The sequence below is a fragment of the Nocardia sp. NPDC050713 genome (genome assembly GCF_040654315.1).
GTDB lineage: Bacteria > Actinomycetota > Actinomycetes > Mycobacteriales > Mycobacteriaceae > Nocardia.
Window position 1 is genome coordinate 194908 of sequence record NZ_JBFAHS010000004.1, and the last position, 17303, is coordinate 212210.

At 71.4% G+C, this 17303-nt stretch carries 13 protein-coding genes; 12 read left to right on the forward strand and 1 reads right to left on the reverse strand.

Features of this window, described 5'->3' with window-relative positions; translation table 11 throughout:
* Positions 1–196 precede the first annotated feature (196 nt).
* From AB0H49_RS10000 to AB0H49_RS10050, 11 genes are all read left to right on the forward strand, one after another.
* The gene (locus AB0H49_RS10000) at positions 197–1273 is read left to right on the forward strand and encodes a glycosyltransferase family 4 protein (RefSeq protein WP_357249456.1); all 1077 of its coding nucleotides are present in this window, start codon (positions 197–199) and stop codon (positions 1271–1273) included.
* Positions 1270–2424, forward strand: a complete 1155-nt coding sequence (locus tag AB0H49_RS10005) for a glycosyltransferase family 4 protein (RefSeq protein WP_357249459.1) — start codon at positions 1270–1272, stop codon at positions 2422–2424. Before AB0H49_RS10000 ends, AB0H49_RS10005 begins: the two co-directional genes overlap by 4 nt.
* On the forward strand, positions 2417–3808 hold the full coding sequence (locus tag AB0H49_RS10010) for a lipopolysaccharide biosynthesis protein (protein WP_357249462.1): 1392 nt from the start codon (positions 2417–2419) through the stop codon (positions 3806–3808). Before AB0H49_RS10005 ends, AB0H49_RS10010 begins: the two co-directional genes overlap by 8 nt.
* Complete coding sequence (locus AB0H49_RS10015) at positions 3805–4818, forward strand: glycosyltransferase (protein ID WP_357249465.1); 1014 nt, start codon at positions 3805–3807, stop codon at positions 4816–4818. The genes AB0H49_RS10010 and AB0H49_RS10015 overlap by 4 nt, the downstream gene beginning before the upstream one ends.
* On the forward strand, positions 4815–6188 hold the full coding sequence (locus tag AB0H49_RS10020) for a hypothetical protein (protein ID WP_357249468.1): 1374 nt from the start codon (positions 4815–4817) through the stop codon (positions 6186–6188). Before AB0H49_RS10015 ends, AB0H49_RS10020 begins: the two co-directional genes overlap by 4 nt.
* Positions 6179–7459, forward strand: a complete 1281-nt coding sequence (locus tag AB0H49_RS10025) for a protein tyrosine kinase (RefSeq protein ID WP_355002731.1) — start codon at positions 6179–6181, stop codon at positions 7457–7459. Before AB0H49_RS10020 ends, AB0H49_RS10025 begins: the two co-directional genes overlap by 10 nt.
* A complete protein-coding gene (locus tag AB0H49_RS10030) occupies positions 7456–8814 on the forward strand; it encodes a glycosyl hydrolase family 28-related protein (RefSeq protein WP_355002732.1) in 1359 nt (452 codons plus the stop codon). The genes AB0H49_RS10025 and AB0H49_RS10030 overlap by 4 nt, the downstream gene beginning before the upstream one ends.
* 3 nt (positions 8815–8817) lie before the next feature.
* Positions 8818–10152 carry a GNAT family protein gene (locus tag AB0H49_RS10035; RefSeq protein ID WP_357249471.1) on the forward strand — a complete coding sequence of 445 codons (1335 nt, stop codon included), beginning with the start codon at positions 8818–8820 and terminating at the stop codon, positions 10150–10152.
* A gap of 125 nt (positions 10153–10277) precedes the next feature.
* Complete coding sequence (locus AB0H49_RS10040; protein ID WP_357249474.1) at positions 10278–11645, forward strand: glutamate-1-semialdehyde 2,1-aminomutase; 1368 nt, start codon at positions 10278–10280, stop codon at positions 11643–11645.
* A 14-nt stretch (positions 11646–11659) separates the two neighbouring features.
* Positions 11660–12772 (forward strand): glycosyltransferase, encoded by a 1113-nt coding sequence (locus tag AB0H49_RS10045; RefSeq protein ID WP_357250069.1) that lies wholly within the window; start codon positions 11660–11662, stop codon positions 12770–12772.
* A gap of 300 nt (positions 12773–13072) precedes the next feature.
* Positions 13073–15094, forward strand: a complete 2022-nt coding sequence (locus AB0H49_RS10050) for an SDR family oxidoreductase (protein ID WP_357249477.1) — start codon at positions 13073–13075, stop codon at positions 15092–15094.
* Positions 15095–15100: 6 nt separating this feature from the next.
* On the opposite strand, the gene sigJ is transcribed toward AB0H49_RS10050, so the two are convergent.
* The gene (sigJ, locus tag AB0H49_RS10055) at positions 15101–16018 is read right to left on the reverse strand and encodes an RNA polymerase sigma factor SigJ (RefSeq protein ID WP_357249480.1); all 918 of its coding nucleotides are present in this window, start codon (positions 16016–16018) and stop codon (positions 15101–15103) included.
* Between the two features lie 174 nt (positions 16019–16192).
* Here sigJ and AB0H49_RS10060 point away from each other — a divergent pair, with 174 nt between their 5' ends.
* Positions 16193–17302, forward strand: coding sequence for an amidohydrolase family protein (locus tag AB0H49_RS10060; protein ID WP_357249483.1), 1110 nt, complete (start codon positions 16193–16195; stop codon positions 17300–17302).
* The last annotated feature ends 1 nt before the right edge of the window (position 17303 follow it).

Here is a 17303-nt window from a genome sequence, read left to right on the forward strand (position 1 = left end):
TCGTGCCGGGCACGAACTCGCTGTGCAATCTACCCGACGCCACCCGTGTCGGCTACCGTTCCCGATGCCCCGCCGAGCGCGCCTCGGTGTCCTACACTGTTGCGCGGGAAGCGAGTTCGGCCGGACGGGCTCGCACGACCGTGGCAGGGAGTAGGGGGCCGGGGTGGTGGCAGGCACGGGTTCGTTGCGTGTGCACATGACGGGTTCCGAATGGTTCGCCGCGGAACCCGGGGGGCTCAACCGGTATTTCACCGAGTTGTTCCACGCGCTCGACCGTCGGCCCGAGGTGTCGGTGTCCGCGGTGGCTTGGGGCGCGCCGGGCAGGGAGGAGCCGCCCGGCGCCAGATCATGGGGCGCCGCCGGCGGTTCCACCGCGAAGCGGGCCCGCGTCGCCTTCCTCGATCGCGCCGCGCTGCGCCGAACCACCGTGCTGGACCGTCATTTCTGCCTCTACGGACCCGCCGCGATCGGCAGGCGCGGCAGCCTTCCGCTGGTGGTGCACTTCCACGGCCCGTGGGCGGCGGAGAGCAGGCTGACCGGGCAGAGCGAACTGGCGGCCAAGGCGAAATACCTGATCGAGCGAGTGCGGTACGCGGGCGCGGACCGACTCGTGGTGTTGTCCAGCCACTTTCGCGACGTGCTCGGCGCGGACTACCGGATTCCAGCGGACCGGATCGCGGTGATCCCGCCCGGCGTCGACCTGTCCCGCTTCCGCGCCGCGCCGCTGCCGGTCGGCACGGAGACGCGCACCGTCCTGTGCGTGCGCAGACTGGAACGCCGCATGGGCATCGACACGCTGCTGCGCTGCTGGCCGGGGGTGGTCGCCGAACATCCCGACGCGCGTTTGGTGATCGTCGGAACCGGCACGGCCGAAAGGGAATTGCGCGCCATGGCCGCGGGCGCGGGTCTCGGCGATTCCATCGTCTTCGCCGGGCACGTCGCCGACGACCGGCTCGCCGACCTGTACGAGCAGGCCGCGCTCACGGTGGTGCCGACCACCGCGCTGGAGGGGTTCGGCCTGATCGCGCTGGAGTCCCTCGCGGCAGGCCGGGCGCCGATCGTCACCGACTGCGGCGGCCTCCCGGATTCGGTTCGCGGCCTCGATCCTTCGCTCATCGTCCCGGCGGGCGAGGCAGAGGCGCTCGGCGCAAGAATCACCGCGGCGCTGCACGGCGCGTTGCCCACACCCGAGCGCTGCCGCGCGCACGCGGAGACCTTCTCGTGGGATGTCACAGCGCAGCGCCACGTGGCGATGTACCGGAATATCACATGACGATCCGCGCCCTGTTCCTCGCGCACACCGCGGCGCCCTCCGGCGCCGAACTGGCCACCTCGCGACTGCTGGGCGCGCTGCGCGCCGAGCGGCTCGCCGAGGTCGCGATGATCTACACAGAGGACGGTCCGATGGTCGAACGGACCCGGGCGCGCGGTGTCGAAACACATGTACTCCATGGCACTTTCGACAGCCGCGCCATGACGATCGGTTCCGGTCCGCTGCGGTTGCTGGCCGGTGCGATCGCGCTGCTGCGCCTGGGCTGGGCACTCGGCGGGCACCCCGCGACCAGGCGGGCCGACGTGCTGGTCGCCGAGAGCACCAAGGCGCTGGTGATGGGCACGGTCGCGGCGCGGCGGGCTCGCATCCCGTTGGTGTGGCAAGTGCACGACCGGATCGCGGCCGACTACTTCGGACGCTTGCCCGCGCTGGTCGTCGGGCTGCTCGGACGGTTCGCGGCACAGGGCTTCCTGGCCAACAGCCGGACCACGCTCGCGACGCTGCGCACCGGCGGCCGCCCGGCCGAAGTCGCCTATCCCGGAGTCGAACTCGGGATCGCGCCGCTGCGCGCGGCGCAACGTGATCCCGAGGAAACGGTGATCGCTGTGCTGGGGCGGGTCGCACCGTGGAAGGGCCAAGACGTGCTGCTGCGCGCGGTCGCCGCGACGAAGGTCCGGCCGCGCCGGGTGCTGCTGATCGGCGGCACGTTCTTCGACGAGGAATCCTTCGGCGCCGAAGTGGACCGGCTGGCTTCGGATCTCGCGCTTCCGGTGACCCGCACCGGCCACGTCGACGACCCGCGACCGTATCTGTGCGACGCCGACATCCTGGTGCACTGCTCGGTGCTGCCGGAGCCGTTCGGTCAGGTCGTCGTGGAAGGGATGCACGCGGGCTGTGCCGTGATCGCCTCGGCGCCGGGCGGCCCGGAAGAGATCGTGACCACCGGCGTCGACGGGCTGCTCGTCCCCGGGGGCGACGAGGCCGCGCTCACCGCCGCGCTGGACTCCCTCATCGGCGCTCCCGCACTGCGCACCCGCTTGGCCGTGGCCGGACGCGAGCGCGCGAAGGCTTTCGACGTCGCCGCGACCGCCCGATCCGTCGCCGCCTTCCTCGGCCGGATCGTTCAGCACCGGGGCGCCGCCCATGTCTGAGGCCCCGCATTCCACGGACCGCGCCGCACCAGGCGGCGCGCACCGCAGGGGCGACGGGGCGCGCGGTTCGTCCGGCGGCGGCGCGCACCGCTCGCACGGGCTGTTGGCGGTGCTGCGGGACATCGGCTACGTCAGTTTCGGCAAGTACGGCCAATACGTCATCACGGTGGTGACCGTGCCGCTCATCGCGCGCGTGCTCGGCGCACACGGGCTCGGGCTGCTGGCGATCGGTATGTCCTCCTATTTCATCGGCTCGCTGCTGGTCGACCTCGGCATCACCTCGTTTCTCGCCGCTCGCGTGCACGACACCGGCGAACACCGCGACGACCGGCACGGCTACATCAACCAGCTGCGCGGCGACTACCTGACCATCCGCGCCATGGGCTTCGCGGTGCTCGGCGCCGCGCTGGCCGCCGGACTCGCGATCGGCGTGCCCGACGAGGTCGACATGATTCTGCTCGGCCTGTTCGCGGGCGGATTCTGGTCGGTGTCGGAGGACTGGCTGCTGATCGGCCAGGGTCGCTTCGGCACGTCGACGGCGTACCAGGCGGTGGGCCGGATCGGCTATCTGATTCTGCTGGTCGTGCTGCTGCCCCGGCTGCCGCACGCGCATGTCGCGTTGCTCTGCTTGCTCGTGTCCTCGGTGCCGACCGTCGCGCTGACCTGGTGGGATTCGCTGCGCACCTATGGCAGACCCGCCCGGCCTCGGCTGGTGCGCGCGGTGCTGCGGACCGGCGCGCCGGTGCTGACCTCGCGCCTGCTGATCACGTTGTACGGGCAGGGCGCGGCGGCGGTCTACGCGGCGGTGCTCAACGCGGCCGCGCTCGGCCTGTACTCCGCGGGCGATCGCCTGGTGCGCGCCATCCAATCCATGTTGGACGCCATCGGTTTCGCGCTGCTGCCGCGGATGGCGCGGCGCGGCGCCGACCACCGCTTCTGGCGGAACGCCCTGCAGGCGCTCGCGGCGGCCGTCTGCCTGGCGACGGTCGCGGCCGCGGCGGTGTGGCTGGCCGCGCCCGTGCTCATCCACCTCGTCTTCGGCGACGAGTTCACCGGCGCCATCGGGCTGTTGCGGGTGGAAGTGCTGATGCTGCCCGCCACCACCGTCACCTCGTTCGTCACCACCGCGGTGCTTCCGGTGCGGCAGGACACCACCGGCGTGCTGATCGGCGCGGTGCTCGGCACCTGCGTGGCCGTCGCCGCGCTGGCGATCGCGTTCCGCACGCACTCGGTGTGGACGCTCGTGTACGGCGCGGTGGTCATCGAATTCACGGTCGCCGCCTGGTATCTCGCGCGCGTGCGGTGGCTGATCGTGCGCGAGCGGACCGTACCGGTCGCGAGCGCGCCCGCGGTGGTGCTGATGCGCGAGGAGGGCGGCGCGTGAGAATCCTCTATGTCGGCGACGATTGGATCGGCAGCAATGCCCGGTCGCTCGCCGACGGCTTCCGTCAGGCCGGGCACGAGGTGCTCGTCGTCGACTCGACGCCCGTGACGCTGCCCGCGCGGCTGTCCCCGCCCTGGCTGTACGCCAAGGCGACGCGCCGGCGCGCGCCGTGGACGACCGAGCGCCTGCACGCCGAGATCGACGGCGCGGCAGCGGCTTTCCGCCCCGATCTGCTGTTCGCGTTCAAGTCGGTGCACTTGGACCAGCGCAGGCTGCTCGCGACGCCCGCCGCGCGGCGGGTGCACTACAGCCCCGACGACGTCGCCAATCCGGCCAACATCACCTCCGACTACCTCGCGCACGAGGCGGACTGGGATCTGGTGGTGACCACCAAGCGCCACAACGTTCCCGAGCTGCGCGAGCGCGGCGCCCGCGCGGTCGCCTTCGTGCGCAGCGCCTACGACCCGGCCTGGCACCATCGCGCGGCCCGCCGCGGCGGGCGCGAGTTCCTGGCCGGGTTCGTCGGCGTCTGCCGTCCGGACCGCCGCGCCGACCTCGTCGCGCTGGCCCGAAAGTACGGCGACCGTATGCTGATTCGCGGTCCGGGCTGGCGGCGCGTGCCCGAGCTGCGGACCACCGGCGCGGTGGTGGCGGGACCGGTGTACGGGCAGCACTATTCGGCGGTGATCGCCGCCGTGACCGCCAACCTGGTGCTGCTCAACTCCGACAACCGCGACACCCACACCTGTCGCACGTTCGAGGTGCCCGCGGCGGGCGGGCTTTTCGTCGGCGAGCGCACCGACGAGCACGCCGAACTGCTGCGCGATACGGCCGAGTGCTTCCTGTTCGGCGAGCCCGCCGAACTGCCCGAGATTCTCGACTGGTGCGCCGCCAACCCCGAGAAGGCCGCGGCCGTAGCCGAGGCGGGGCACCGCAGGATCGTCGAAGGCGGACACCGCTACGTCGACCGCGCGCGCGAGATTCTCGCCGCGCTGGAGGGGCTGGCATGAGTGAACTCGCCGCCGTCGCGGGCGCGCTGCTCACCCTCGTCGTGGCCGCCGCCTGGATCCCCGGCGTGGTCCGGGTTTTCGTGATCGCCCAGGCCGCGTTCTGGTCGCTGTCCTACATCGCCCGGCCGCTGGTCCTGCTCGCGGTGCGGCCCGAACCGCACTACGGCGACAACGTGCCCGACCCGCGGCTGGCCGAGCTCGGCTACGACCGCGGCATCGATCTGGCGCTCGACCACGTCGTGTTCGGATTGTGGGTGTACGCGGCGCTGGTGGCGGCCTACGCGGTGTGGGCGCGCAGGCGCCCGCCCGCCGCCGCGCCCGAGCTGGCCGCCGACCCGGATCTGATACCGACGCTGGTCACCATGTACGCCCTCGGCCTGCTGGGCCGCGCCGCCTCGGTGGCGACCGGATCCGTCGGCAGCGCGGGCGACGTCACCAGCGCCAACCCGATCCTCAGCTTCGTCTCGATCCTGGCCACGGTGGCGGCGCTCGGCCTCATCGTGTTCGCGCGCCCGGCGCGCCGGGAGATCGCCGCGCTCGTCGTCGGCGCGATGCTGGCCGGCGAGCTGCTGTGGACCGCGGTGGTGGAGTCCAAGACGCCGATCATGGGCGCGGCCATGGCCGTCGCGATCCGTTTCGCCATCGGCGGGTGGACACGCGCCAAGGCGTTCGGTGTCGCGGGGATCGGCGTGCTCGGCATCGGCGGGTTCGGCTGGCTGCAATCGTTCAAGACCACCGATCTCGCCAAAGCCGAAGCGGCGCTGATCGATTCGGACTATCCGCCCGCCATGCGCCCGTTCCTGAGCATCCTGCGCCGCTTCGATCTGCTCGAGGCCGCCACCGACGCCTACTTCCACGGTCCCGGCTATTGGCTGACGCCGGGCGAAGTGCTGCACAACGCGGCCTTCAGTCTCGTGCCCGCCCAGCTGCTCGGCACCGAGAAGTTCCAGTCCGGCACGGCGTGGGCGCAGGACGTGCGCGGCGCCTCGGTGGACATGAGCACGGTCTCGGTGTCGCTGGCCGAGGGCAACCTCAACGAGGGCTACGTGCTCGGCGGCCAGACCGGCGTGCTGATCGGGGCGCTGTTCACCTTCGCGCTGCTGCTGGCGTGGGCGCGATCGCTGTACTCGCGGATGTTCCCCGTCGTGGTGCTCGGCCTGGCGGTGACCGGCTCCTCGGTGCTGTTCGAACGCGGAATCCTCGGCAGCATGGAGAACCTCGGCAAGTTCCTGCAGGCCGCGGTGCTGGCCTGGCTCGTCCACGCGGCGGTCGTCGAGGTCCGGCGGCGCTTTCGGGTCGGCGCCGCATCACCGCTGTCCGTTCCACCCGTCGTACCGGTAGCGAAAAGAGGGTCCTGGCAATGGGGTTGACCGAATACTGGCGGATCGCGCGCAGGCGCTGGCTCGTCATCGCCGGGGTGGCGCTGGTGTGCCTGGCGGCGTCGGCGGTCTATCTGCGCGGTCAGCCGACCACCTACGTGGCCTCCAGCACCATGTACGTCTCGATGGCGACCGGCACCTCGGTCAACGACTCCTACCAGGGCGGGTTGGCGGCTCAGCAGCGGGTGCGGTCCTATCTGGATCTGGCCACCAGCGCCACGGTGGCCACGCGGGTCATCGACGATCTGAGCATCACCATGTCCGTCGACGAACTGCGCGGCAAGATCACCGCCTCCTCGCCGCCCGCGACCACTCTCATCGTCATCTCGGTCAGCGACGGCAACGCCCAGCGGGCGCGCGACCTCACCAACACCGTCGTCGCCCACTTCCGCAGGCTCATAGACGAATTGGAGACGATCGAGCGCGACGCCGCGCCCGCCGCCCGTGTCGCGGTGGTGGACCGGGCCGAGCTGCCGCGCTCCCCCGCCGGTCCGCAGTCCGGGCGGATCCTGGCCCTCGGTCTGCTGGCCGGGCTCGCGCTCGGCGCGCTCGCCGCGTTCCTGCGCGACCGCACCGACCGCACGCTGCGCACGTCCAACGATCTCGAGGCGCTGCTGCCGGTGCCCATCCTCGGCATCATCGACGAGGGCCGCCCCGGCGCGACCGACGAGACCCGCCGGATGCGCACGAGGCTGCTGCGCGAGGGGCCCGCGCACACCATCCTGCTGACCAGCCTCTCACCGCGGTCCGAGCCGGAAGTCGCGCTGGCGCTGGCGAAATCGTTTGCCGACACCGGTCGCTCGGTGCTGCTGGTCGATGCCGACACCTCCGGCCACGGTGGATCACGACGATTCGCCACCGGCGACGGGCGAGGGCTGGCCGCGGTCCTGCGTGGCGCGCCCGCCGCCGAGTCGCTGACGGGATGGCCGGAGACCGGCATCACCGTGCTGCCGCTGGGCGACACCGACCTGCAGACCGCGGATCTGCTGGCCTCCGACCGGTTCGCGCACGTAATGGCCCGACTCCAAGCCGATTTCGAGCACGTCCTGGTGCAGACCGCCCCGGTCGCCGCGGCCGCGGACGCCATCGCGGTCGCGCCGCTGTGCGAGCACGCGCTGGGCGTCGTCGAGCTCGGCGCCACAACGGCGCCCCAATTGCGCGGGGCCCTGGCCACATTCGGCTCCGAGCGACTCACCGGCGCGGTAGCGTACAGCAGGCCGGGCAACCGCTTGCAGCGGGTAGTGGGGAGGCTGCGGAGATGACCGACGAGGGCGTAGGCCGACGTCGACTGCTCGCCGCGTCGCTGGGCGCCGCGGCCGCGGTCCCGCTCGCGGCGGCCTGCGCCGACCCGGAGCCGCCCGGTATCGGTTTCCGTTCGCCGCACGTCACCGACGCGCCCGCGGCCCGCAACGTGCGCGACTTCGGCGCGGTCGGCGACGGCGTGGCCGACGACACCGCGGCGATCGCCGCCGCCGCGGATGTGCGGGACGAACCGCTGGTCCTCTATCTGCCCGCGGGCCGCTACAAGGTGACGAGCTGGCCGGCCATGGCGGACTACGCGACCGTGCTCGGCGACGGCGGCGACGTCTCGCTGATCGTGTGCGAGACCGACACCACGCTGATCTCGCTGCGCAGGCGCAATCGAGTCCGATTCGCGCGGTTGGGTTTCTACCTCTCCGGGCCGCGCGCGACCGCCGTCGACCTGTCCGAGTGCTTCCGCTGCTCGTTCGATTCGGTGGTGATCCGCGGCAACCATCTCAGCGGCAACCATCCGCGCTTCCTGGAGCAGCGGGGCGTCGTGCTCAGGGACAACACCGGCGGCACGTCCTTCGTCAACTGCGACATCAACAATTTCGGCTTCGGCATCGTCACGTCGTGCATCCAGAACTACGTGACCTCGTCCAAGCTGACCAGCAACTACGTCGGCGTGCTCGGCACCGGCAACGACCACAACGCCGGATTGGCGCTCAGCAACGTGGAATTCGTCTCCGACAGCGATCCGCGCACCACGGTCCGCCACATCGATGTCGACGGCGCGGCCAACGACTGGTGGCTGACCAACGTGTGGTTCGAGGGCGCGGACGTCGCGCTGGCGATCGGGCGGACCGAGCGTGGCGGGCCCGCGCAGTTCGGCATGGTCAACTGCAAGGTGGCGGCGCGCGAGATCTGCCTGGACCTGGCCTACTGCCGTCAGCCCTACCTGGCCAACGTGCAGTTCGACAAGGATCTGGACGAACATCCGGTCGAGGTGCGGGTGGACCGCACCGGCTGTCCGGAGGGCACCGCCGTCAACCTGATCTCCAGCGCCTCCGACGATCTCGAGCCCGGCCTCTTCCCGGACGGCTGGACCGTGATCAGCCGAAACAGTCTGCGCACGCCACGATTCGACGGAACCCTGGTCGGCCGGGCGGGACGCAGCGACGCCGACATCTTCCAGGCGCAGACCGGTGACGGGACCGTCCGGTCCGCGGTGCTCTCCAGCGGCGCGTGGTTGTCCGACCATCCCGACGCCGGTCTCGTGCTCAAGGACGCCGCGGGCGGCTATTGGCGGTTGTCGGTGAGCACCGACGGCGCGCTACGGACGACATCCCTCGGCCGTCGGCGTCCCAAGGAGTGACCCGTGTCCGACCAGCAGACCTCGCTGTCCCGCGTCCGGCTCGGTCCGGTGGTCCTGCACGGGGCCACCGTGGTGCTGCGACCGCCCCGAATCGCCGATCACGGGCAGTGGCGGCGGATCCGGTTGCGGGACCGTCGGCTCATCGAACCGTTCTGGTCGAGTTCGCCGCTGGACTGGAGCGCGCGGCACACCGCGAAAATGTGGGTGCGCGAATGCCTCTCGGTGCGCGGCGAGGCGCGGGCCGGTCGGCGCGTCGCCATGGTGATCGAGGTGGACGGCCGCTTCGCGGGTCAGGTCGAGCTGATCTCCATCGACACCGAGGCGGGCAGCGCGGAACTCGGCGTCTGGGTCGACGCGGAGGTGGCCAGGCACGGCATCGGGGGTCTGGCGGCGGCGATGCTGATCGACTTCGGGTTCGGGCCGGTCGGGCTGCAACGCATCACCGCCCCCATCTCGCCCGCCAACGTGGCGACCGCGAGCGGTGCGGAGCGACTGGGGTTTCAGCGCGAAGCCATGATGACCCGCTACTTCGACGCCGGTGGCGCGCGGCGCGATCACGAGCTGTGGGCGGTCACCGCCGCCATGGCCCCGCCCGAGGGCTTCACCGCCGCGTGGGTGCGCAGACATCGCACCGACCATCCCACGCTCGCACCCGTCCCCGCGCCGGGCCCGCCCGACCCGCCCGTGCCCGCCGGTACCGTGATGGCCGCCGCGGCAAGGTATTACGCGGGCCGCGCGCTGCACCTGCTCGATCCACTGCACGCCACGCAGGTCACGCCGCTCGGCGACCTGGACGACCCCCGGGTGGTGTTGCGCAAACGGCGGCTCACGGACGGGCGACAGTGGCGTGCGGCCCGACTGCGGGCCAGGGCCGCGCTCGATCCCGATCCGGCTGCGCTGGAATCGGAGTGGGCGGCGAAGCACTCGAACAGTCAGTGGTTGCGCGAATCGCTACTGGCCAGACCGGGCTTGCGTTCGTCGGCGGGACTGGTGCTGGCCATCGAGGTGGACGGCGCGTACGCGGGCGAGTGCCGGTTGTTCGACCTCGATATGTTCGACCGCAACGCGCGCATGTTCGTCTGGACCGATCCCGCGCTCGGCGCCGAGGAGGGCCGGGTGCGCACCACGGCTACCCGGCTGCTCGTCGCCTACGCCTTCGGCGCACTGGGGCTGTGCCGCATCGACACCGCGATCGAACCGGGGGACCGCGACGCCGCCGCCGTGGCCGCCGAGGTCGGCATGGTTCGGGAGGGGCGCATGAGCCGATTCGTCGGCGCGACCGGCCGCCGCGCCGACCACGACTTGTGGGCGGTCACCGTTCCGACGGATCCCGCGTGAACGCGACGGAAGCCGCGGGTTCGGAACGACACGACACCGCGCCGGACGTAGAGTTGGCGCAGAGTGCCTCGCGCGCAAGAGTTTTCACCGTGCGCGCGGCCGTACCGCGAAGCCAGGAGATCGGTATGGAACACCGCACGGCTGAGGAACCGACACCACGACATCGCGGGTTCGCGCGCAGCAACGAACTCCAGGCGCGCCTGCACGACCTGGTGCCGGGCGGCGCGCACACCTATGCCCGCGGCGCCGACCAATATCCGGAGTCGATGGCGCCGATCCTGGTGCGCGGCAGCGGGTGCCGGGTCTGGGACGCCGACGGCAACAGCTACATCGAGTACGGCATGGGCCTTCGGTCGGTCACCCTCGGCCACGGCTACCGGCCGGTGCTGGAGGCGGTGGGCGCGGCGATCGCCGACGGCGTCAGCTTCAGTCGCCCCACCGAGCTGGAACTGCTTGCCGCACAAGACTTCCTGGAGCTGGTGCCGGGCGCCGACATGGTGAAGTTCGCGAAGAACGGCTCCGACGCCACCACCGCGGCCGTCCGGCTGGCCCGCGCCGCCACCGGGCGCACCGTGATCGCGGTCTGCGACCAGCCGTTCTTCTCGGTGGACGACTGGTTCATCGGCACCACGCCGATGGCCAGCGGCATTCCCGCCACGACGGTCGCGGGGACGACGCGGTTCCGCTACAACGATCTGGCCTCGCTCGCCGCGGTGCTGGAGACCGAGGCCGTGGCCGCGGTGGTGATGGAGGCGGCCACCGCGCTGGCCGAACCCGAGCCGGGGTTCCTCGAAGGGGTGCGCGACCTCTGCGACCGGCACGGCACCCTGCTCGTCTTCGATGAGATGATCACCGGCTTCCGCTGGTCGGCGGGCGGCGCGCAGGCGGTCTACGGCGTGCGGCCCGACCTGTCCTGCTGGGGCAAGGCCATGGGCAACGGATTTCCCCTCTCGGCGCTGGCGGGCAGGCGCGAACTGATGGAACTCGGCGGACTGCGCACCGACCGGGAACGGGTGTTCCTGCTCTCCACCACGCACGGCCCGGAATTGTCCGCGCTGGCGGCCTTTCGCGCGGTCGCGCGCGAGTACACGACCGGCGACCCCATCGCCCGGATGGAGCACGCGGGTCGACTGCTCGCCGACGGGGTGAACGCCGTCGCCGCCGAACTCGGCATCGCCGACCGCCTCGCGGTCCTCGGCAGACCCTCGTGCCTGATCTTCGCCACGCGCGACGCGGACGGCGAGCCCTCGCAGGCGTTTCGCACGCTGTTCCTGCAGGAACTGCTCGAGCGCGGCGTGCTAGGTCAATCCTTCGTCACCTCGGCCGCGCACACCGAAGCCGATGTGGCGCAGACCATCTCGGCTTGTCGCGAGGCGGCGGTCGTCTACCGCAAGGCGCTCGAGCAGGGCGGCGTCGACGGGCTGCTGCACGGCAGGCCGGTCGCGCCAGCGCTGCGCAAACACGCCGAACCGCGCCGGATCGAAACCGAATGAGCGTGCCACCCACCATGCCCGAACCGCGCGTCGCGATCGTCCACGAACGCTTCACCGAATACGGCGGCTCCGAGGCGGTGGTCGCCGAATTGCACGAAACCTGGCCAGGTTCCGAGGTTTTCGCGCCGATCGTCGATCCGGCGGGTGTCCGTCCCCCGCTGCGCCGGGTGCACGACACCTGGCTCAGCCGCGCCCACGCGGCCACGGGGCGTCGTTCGCACGCTCCGCTGCTTCCGCTGGCGCCGCGCGCGCTGCGCGGGCTCCCCCTCGGCGGACGCTTCGACGCGGTCGTCATCAGTCATCACGCCTTCGCCACCCAGGCCGCCTTCGCGACCGAGGCGCCGGTCATCGCCTACGTGCACAGTCCGGCCCGCTGGGCTTGGGATCCCGCCTTCCGCGCCCAAGAGGCGGGTGGGCGTGCGGGGCGGCTCGCGCTCACCGCGCTCGGCGCACTGGCCCGCCGGTGCGAAACGCGGGCCGCACCGCGCCTGACGCACGTGGTCGCGAACTCGCACGCCGTCGCCGACCGCGTCCGCGACTGGTGGGGCCTGCCCGCGACCGTGATCAACCCGCCGGTTCACATTCACCGCTTCACCCCAGATCCGGCGGTCGAGCGGGAGGACTTCTTCCTCTTCGCGGGCCGCCTCGTCCCGTACAAGCGGCCGGATCTGGCGATTCGTGCCGCGCGCCAGGCGGGCTGCCGCCTCGTCGTCGTCGGCGACGGACGTTTTCGCGGGCAACTGGACGCGCTCGCGGGACCGGAGACCACGTTTCTCGGCGCGGCCCCCGACGCGGTTCTCCAGGACATGTACCGCCGCTGCCGTGCGCTGCTCATGCCAGGGGTCGAGGATTTCGGCATCGTCCCGGTCGAGGCGATGGCGTGTGGCGCGCCGGTGCTCGCCGTCGGGCTCGGCGGCGCGCTCGACACCGTCCGCCCCGGAGTCACGGGCGACTATGTCGAGCCAGGTAACGACGACGCCGTGACCGCCGCGCTCGCCGCGGCCATGACGGACTTCGACCCCGCCGTCTACGACCCCACCGAAATCCGCGCGCACGCCGCCACATTCGCCCCCGCCGCCTTCCGCGCCAGGATGGCCGATACCGTCGCCCAAGTACTGGACAATTGACCAAGTACGCCGAAAGGTTGCCGAATCGTGATAATCACGCGGGGTAACTGGAAAAGCCTGTAACACATACCGTTTGACCTGGGGTGATGGTGAGCAGTCACACACCGTGACGCACGCCCATCGGCTTGCCCCGCCGACGCTGAACCCATTACGGTTTCCTATAAGTCAGGACGAAGGTGTTCCTACTTTCGGCCCGACCGCTGTCACCGGGGGCCGATTCGTTGATGCCCGCATTCACCGCCGCATGTTGGATCAATGGTGCGCGACAACAAGTTTCGAGTGAACAGCAGGAGGGACGCGATGGTTTCCTACATCGTGACGGGCGGAACCGGATTTCTCGGCCGACGGGTCGTACAAGGGCTGCTGGACACTGATCCCGATGCGATCGTCCACGTGCTCGTGCGCGCCGAATCGTTAGCCAAGTTCACGAAATTGGTCGAGGGCTGGCACGGCGGCGAACGCGTCTTCGCCCTGGTCGGCGATCTGACCGCGGAGGGTCTCGGCCTGCGCGACCAGGCGCCCAAGGCCGATCACGTCGTTCATCTGGGCGCGGTCTACGACATGACCGCCGACGAGGCCGTCACCCACGCCGCCAACGTGGCGGGCACCCGCTCGGTGATCGCGCTGGCGCGCGAGCTCGGCGCGGTGCTGCACCACGTGTCCTCGGTGGCCGTCGCGGGCGACCACAAGGGCAAGTTCTTCGAGGAGGATTTCGACCTCGGCCAGAACCTCACCTCCCCGTATCACCGCACGAAATTCGCGGCCGAGCAGCTGGTTCGCGAGTCGCACGGGGTGCGCTGGCGGGTGTATCGACCGGCGATCGTGGTCGGCGATTCCCGCACCGGCGAGATGGACAAGATCGACGGTCCCTACTACTTCTTCTCCGCCATCGCCAAGCTGGCCGGTCTGCCGTCCGAGCTGCCGATGCCGCTGCCCGACCTGGGCGCGACCAACATCGTCCCGGTCGACTACGTCGCGGCCGCGATGGTGGAACTGGTGCGCAAGCCCGGCCTGGACGGCCGCACCTTCCACCTGGTGAACCCGGAGCCGCAACCGTTCGACACCGTCTACAGCGCACTCGCCGCGGCGGCGGGCGCGCCGACCGGCATCGGTCCGGTGCCGGGCAGCGGGCTGGCGCTACACAGTCTCGCACACCTGCCCGGAGTGCCCGCGATTCGCGATTTCCTGTTGTCGCAGTTGGGAATTCCGCCGGAGGTCGCGCCGCACGTGTCCTTCGCCTCGCAGTTCGTCTCGGAGTCGACCCAGGCGCAGCTGCGCGGCAGCGGCCTGTCGGTGCCGTCGTTCGAGAGCTACGCCGAACGGCTGTGGCAGTACTGGCGCGCGCACCTGGATCCGAACCGGGGCCGCCCCGTCGTCAGCGGCGACCCGCTTTCCGGCCGGATCGTGCTCATCACCGGCGCCTCCTCCGGCATCGGCCTGGCCACCGCGCACGCCGTCGCGGCGCGCGGTGCGACGGTGCTCATGGTGGCACGCGGCTTGGCGGATCTGACCGCCGCGGCCGAGTCGGTGCGTGCGGAGGGCGGCACGGCGCACATCTACTCGTGCGACATCACCGATCCCGAGGCCGTCGACGGCCTGGTGCGCGCGGTTCTCGCCGACCACGGCCACGTCGACTACCTGGTGAACAACGCGGGCCGCTCGATCCGCCGTTCGGTGGTGAACTCCACCGACCGGATGCACGATTTCGAGCGCACCATGGCGGTCAACTACTTCGGCGCGGTGCGGCTGATCCTCGGCCTGCTGCCGTCGATGCGGGCGCGCCGCTTCGGCCACATCGTCAACATCTCCTCCATCGCGGTGCAGACCAAGGTTCCGCGCTTCGCGGCCTACGTGGCCAGCAAGTCGGCCCTGGACAACTTCAGCGAGATCGCCGCCGTCGAGAACCGGGACGCGGGCATCACCTTCACCTCGGTGCGGATGCCGCTGGTACGCACCCCGATGATCGCGCCGACCGACCTCTACCGCTCGCTGCCGGTGCCCGATCCCGACCGCGCCGCGGCCATCGTGGTGCGCGCGCTGGAGGACCGCCCGCACCGGATCGACACCCCGGTCGGCACCTTCGCCCAGGCGGTCGACCTCCTGATGCCCTCGGTGAAGCGCACGATCATGCACCAGGGTTTCCGTCTGTTCGGCGAATCCAGTGCGGCGAAGGGCGTTTCGGCCCAGGCCCAGGTCTCCCCCGGCACGACGGAGGACGGCCGCAGCCCGCTGACGCTGCTCGGTCCGGTGCTGATGCCGCTGATGGCGCTGCCGAACCCGGCCGCCAGGGTCGCCAGGGTGGTGCCCGGCCTGCAGTGGTAGCGCCGCTCAGCGGATGTGCGTGAGCTTGTCCGGATTGGTGACCGAGTAGATACCGCGCACGGTGTCCTCGGCGGTCACGTCCAGCACGACGACGGCCAGCGGGGCCTCGCCGTCGAAGAGCACCGCACACGGATCGGTGCTGACGGCCCGGTACCGGACTCGGTAGCCGGGCCGCAGCCCGCGCGCCACCTCGACGAACAGCCGGGCTACCGCGCCCGCGCCGCGCACCGGGCGCAGGCTGGTGGCCGGTCCGCGCTCGCCGCCGTCGGTCCACAGCGTGACGTCGGGCGCGAGCACGGCAAGCAGTTCTTCCAGGTCGCCGCCCATCGCCGCCGCGACGAACCGTTCGGTCACCGCCCGGCACGCCTTGGGGTCGGCGTGCCCGCGCGGACGCCGGGCCTGCGCGTGGCCGCGGGCGCGGTGCGCGATCTGGCGCACCGCCGCCGGGCTGCGGCCGAGGATCTCGGCGATCTCGGTGTGCGGGTAGCCGAACACCTCGTGCAGCACGAACACCGCGCGCTCCAGCGGGGTCAGCGATTCGAGGACGACCAGCAGCGCCATCGAGAACGCCTCGGTGCGCACCACGCGGTCGACGGCGTCCGGCTCGGGCTCGGCGTCGCGCACGACGGGTTCCGGAAGCCACTGTCCGACATAGGTTTCCCGCCGACGGATCATCGCGCTGCGCCGGGCCAGCGCCTGATTCACGGCCACCCGCACCAGGTAGGCGCGCGGATTGCCGATCTGCTCGGCCGACAGCGCCGTAGCGCGCGGCGCCAGCGACAGCCACGTCTCCTGCAGGACGTCCTCGGTGTCGGCGACGCTGCCGAGCATCGTGTAGACGACCGAGAACAGCAGCTCACGGTGTCGCATGAACACCTCGGTCGCGGCATCGGTGTCCACTGCGCCCACGGTCCGGTCTTCCATCACATCTCCCTGTTTCGCCCGCTCGTCTCGAGCATGAGAGTGCTTGGCGTCCTCGCGGTGTGACGCGGCGGCCCCTCGGGGTGATCCATCTCACTCCCGCGTCACACTCGTGCGGCCCCGGCCACTCCTGATCTCCGAATGCGGCGCCCGCCGCCGAGAACGAAGGAGACCGCCATGCGCACCGTAATTCACGACGTCCGCCTGTTCGACGGGGAGAAGACCAGCCGGGACGCCACCGTCCTGATCGTGGACGACCGCATCGCCGATTACGACGGCGGCCCGGCCGATGTCGAGATCGACGGCGCGGGAAAGACTCTGCTGCCGGGACTGATCGACGCGCACACGCACGTGTTCGGCGACAACCTTGCACAGGCGCTGCGCCACGGCGTCACGACCGAGCTCGACATGTTCTGCCTGCCGAGCCAACTCGTCGCCCAGCGGGCACTGGCCGCCGAACGTGAAGACGTCGCGGACTTCCGCAGCGCGGGCACCCTGGCGACCGCACCCGGCGGACACCCGAGTCAACTGCTGGCGGCGCCCGGTGTGGACGCACTCGATGTCGAACCGTTCGACACCATCGAGCGGCCGGACCAGGCCGAGGGTTTCGTTCGCCCCCGCCTCGCCGAGGGCGTGGACTACCTGAAGATCGTCGTCGACGACGGCGCGGTGCACGGCGCCGAACTGCCGGTGCTGGGCGCGGACACCGCGGCCGCGCTGGTGACCGCGGCGCACACGGCCGGGTTGCGGGTCGTCGCGCACGCCCTCACCGCCGCCGAGGTACGCATCGCGCTGGACGCGGGCGTGGACGGGTTGGCCCACGTGTGGACGGAACCGGACACCGCGCTCGTCGACCGGGTCGCGGCGCAAGGCGTTTTCGTCGTCTCGACGCTGGTGTATTTCGCCGCGATCAGCGATCGGTCCGCGCAGACGCCGGACTGCGCCCGGGCCGGAACCCTCGACGGCGCAACGCGCGTCGCACGCGCTCTGCACCGCGCGGGCGTTCCCCTGCTGGCCGGCACCGACGCCACGCCGTTCGTCCCGGCGCACGGCGTCGACCTGCATACCGAACTGCGGCTGCTCACCGAGGCGGGCATGTCGCCGGAGCGGGCGCTCGCTGCGGCGACCAGCCTGCCCGCCGACCACTTCGGCCTCACCGACCGCGGCCGGATCGCGCCGGGCATGCGCGCCGACCTCCTGCTCGTCACCGGCGACCCGACCGCCGACATCGCGGCGACCTCCGCGATCGCCGAAATCTGGCGTCGCGGCGTCCGGCAAGCCCGCTGAC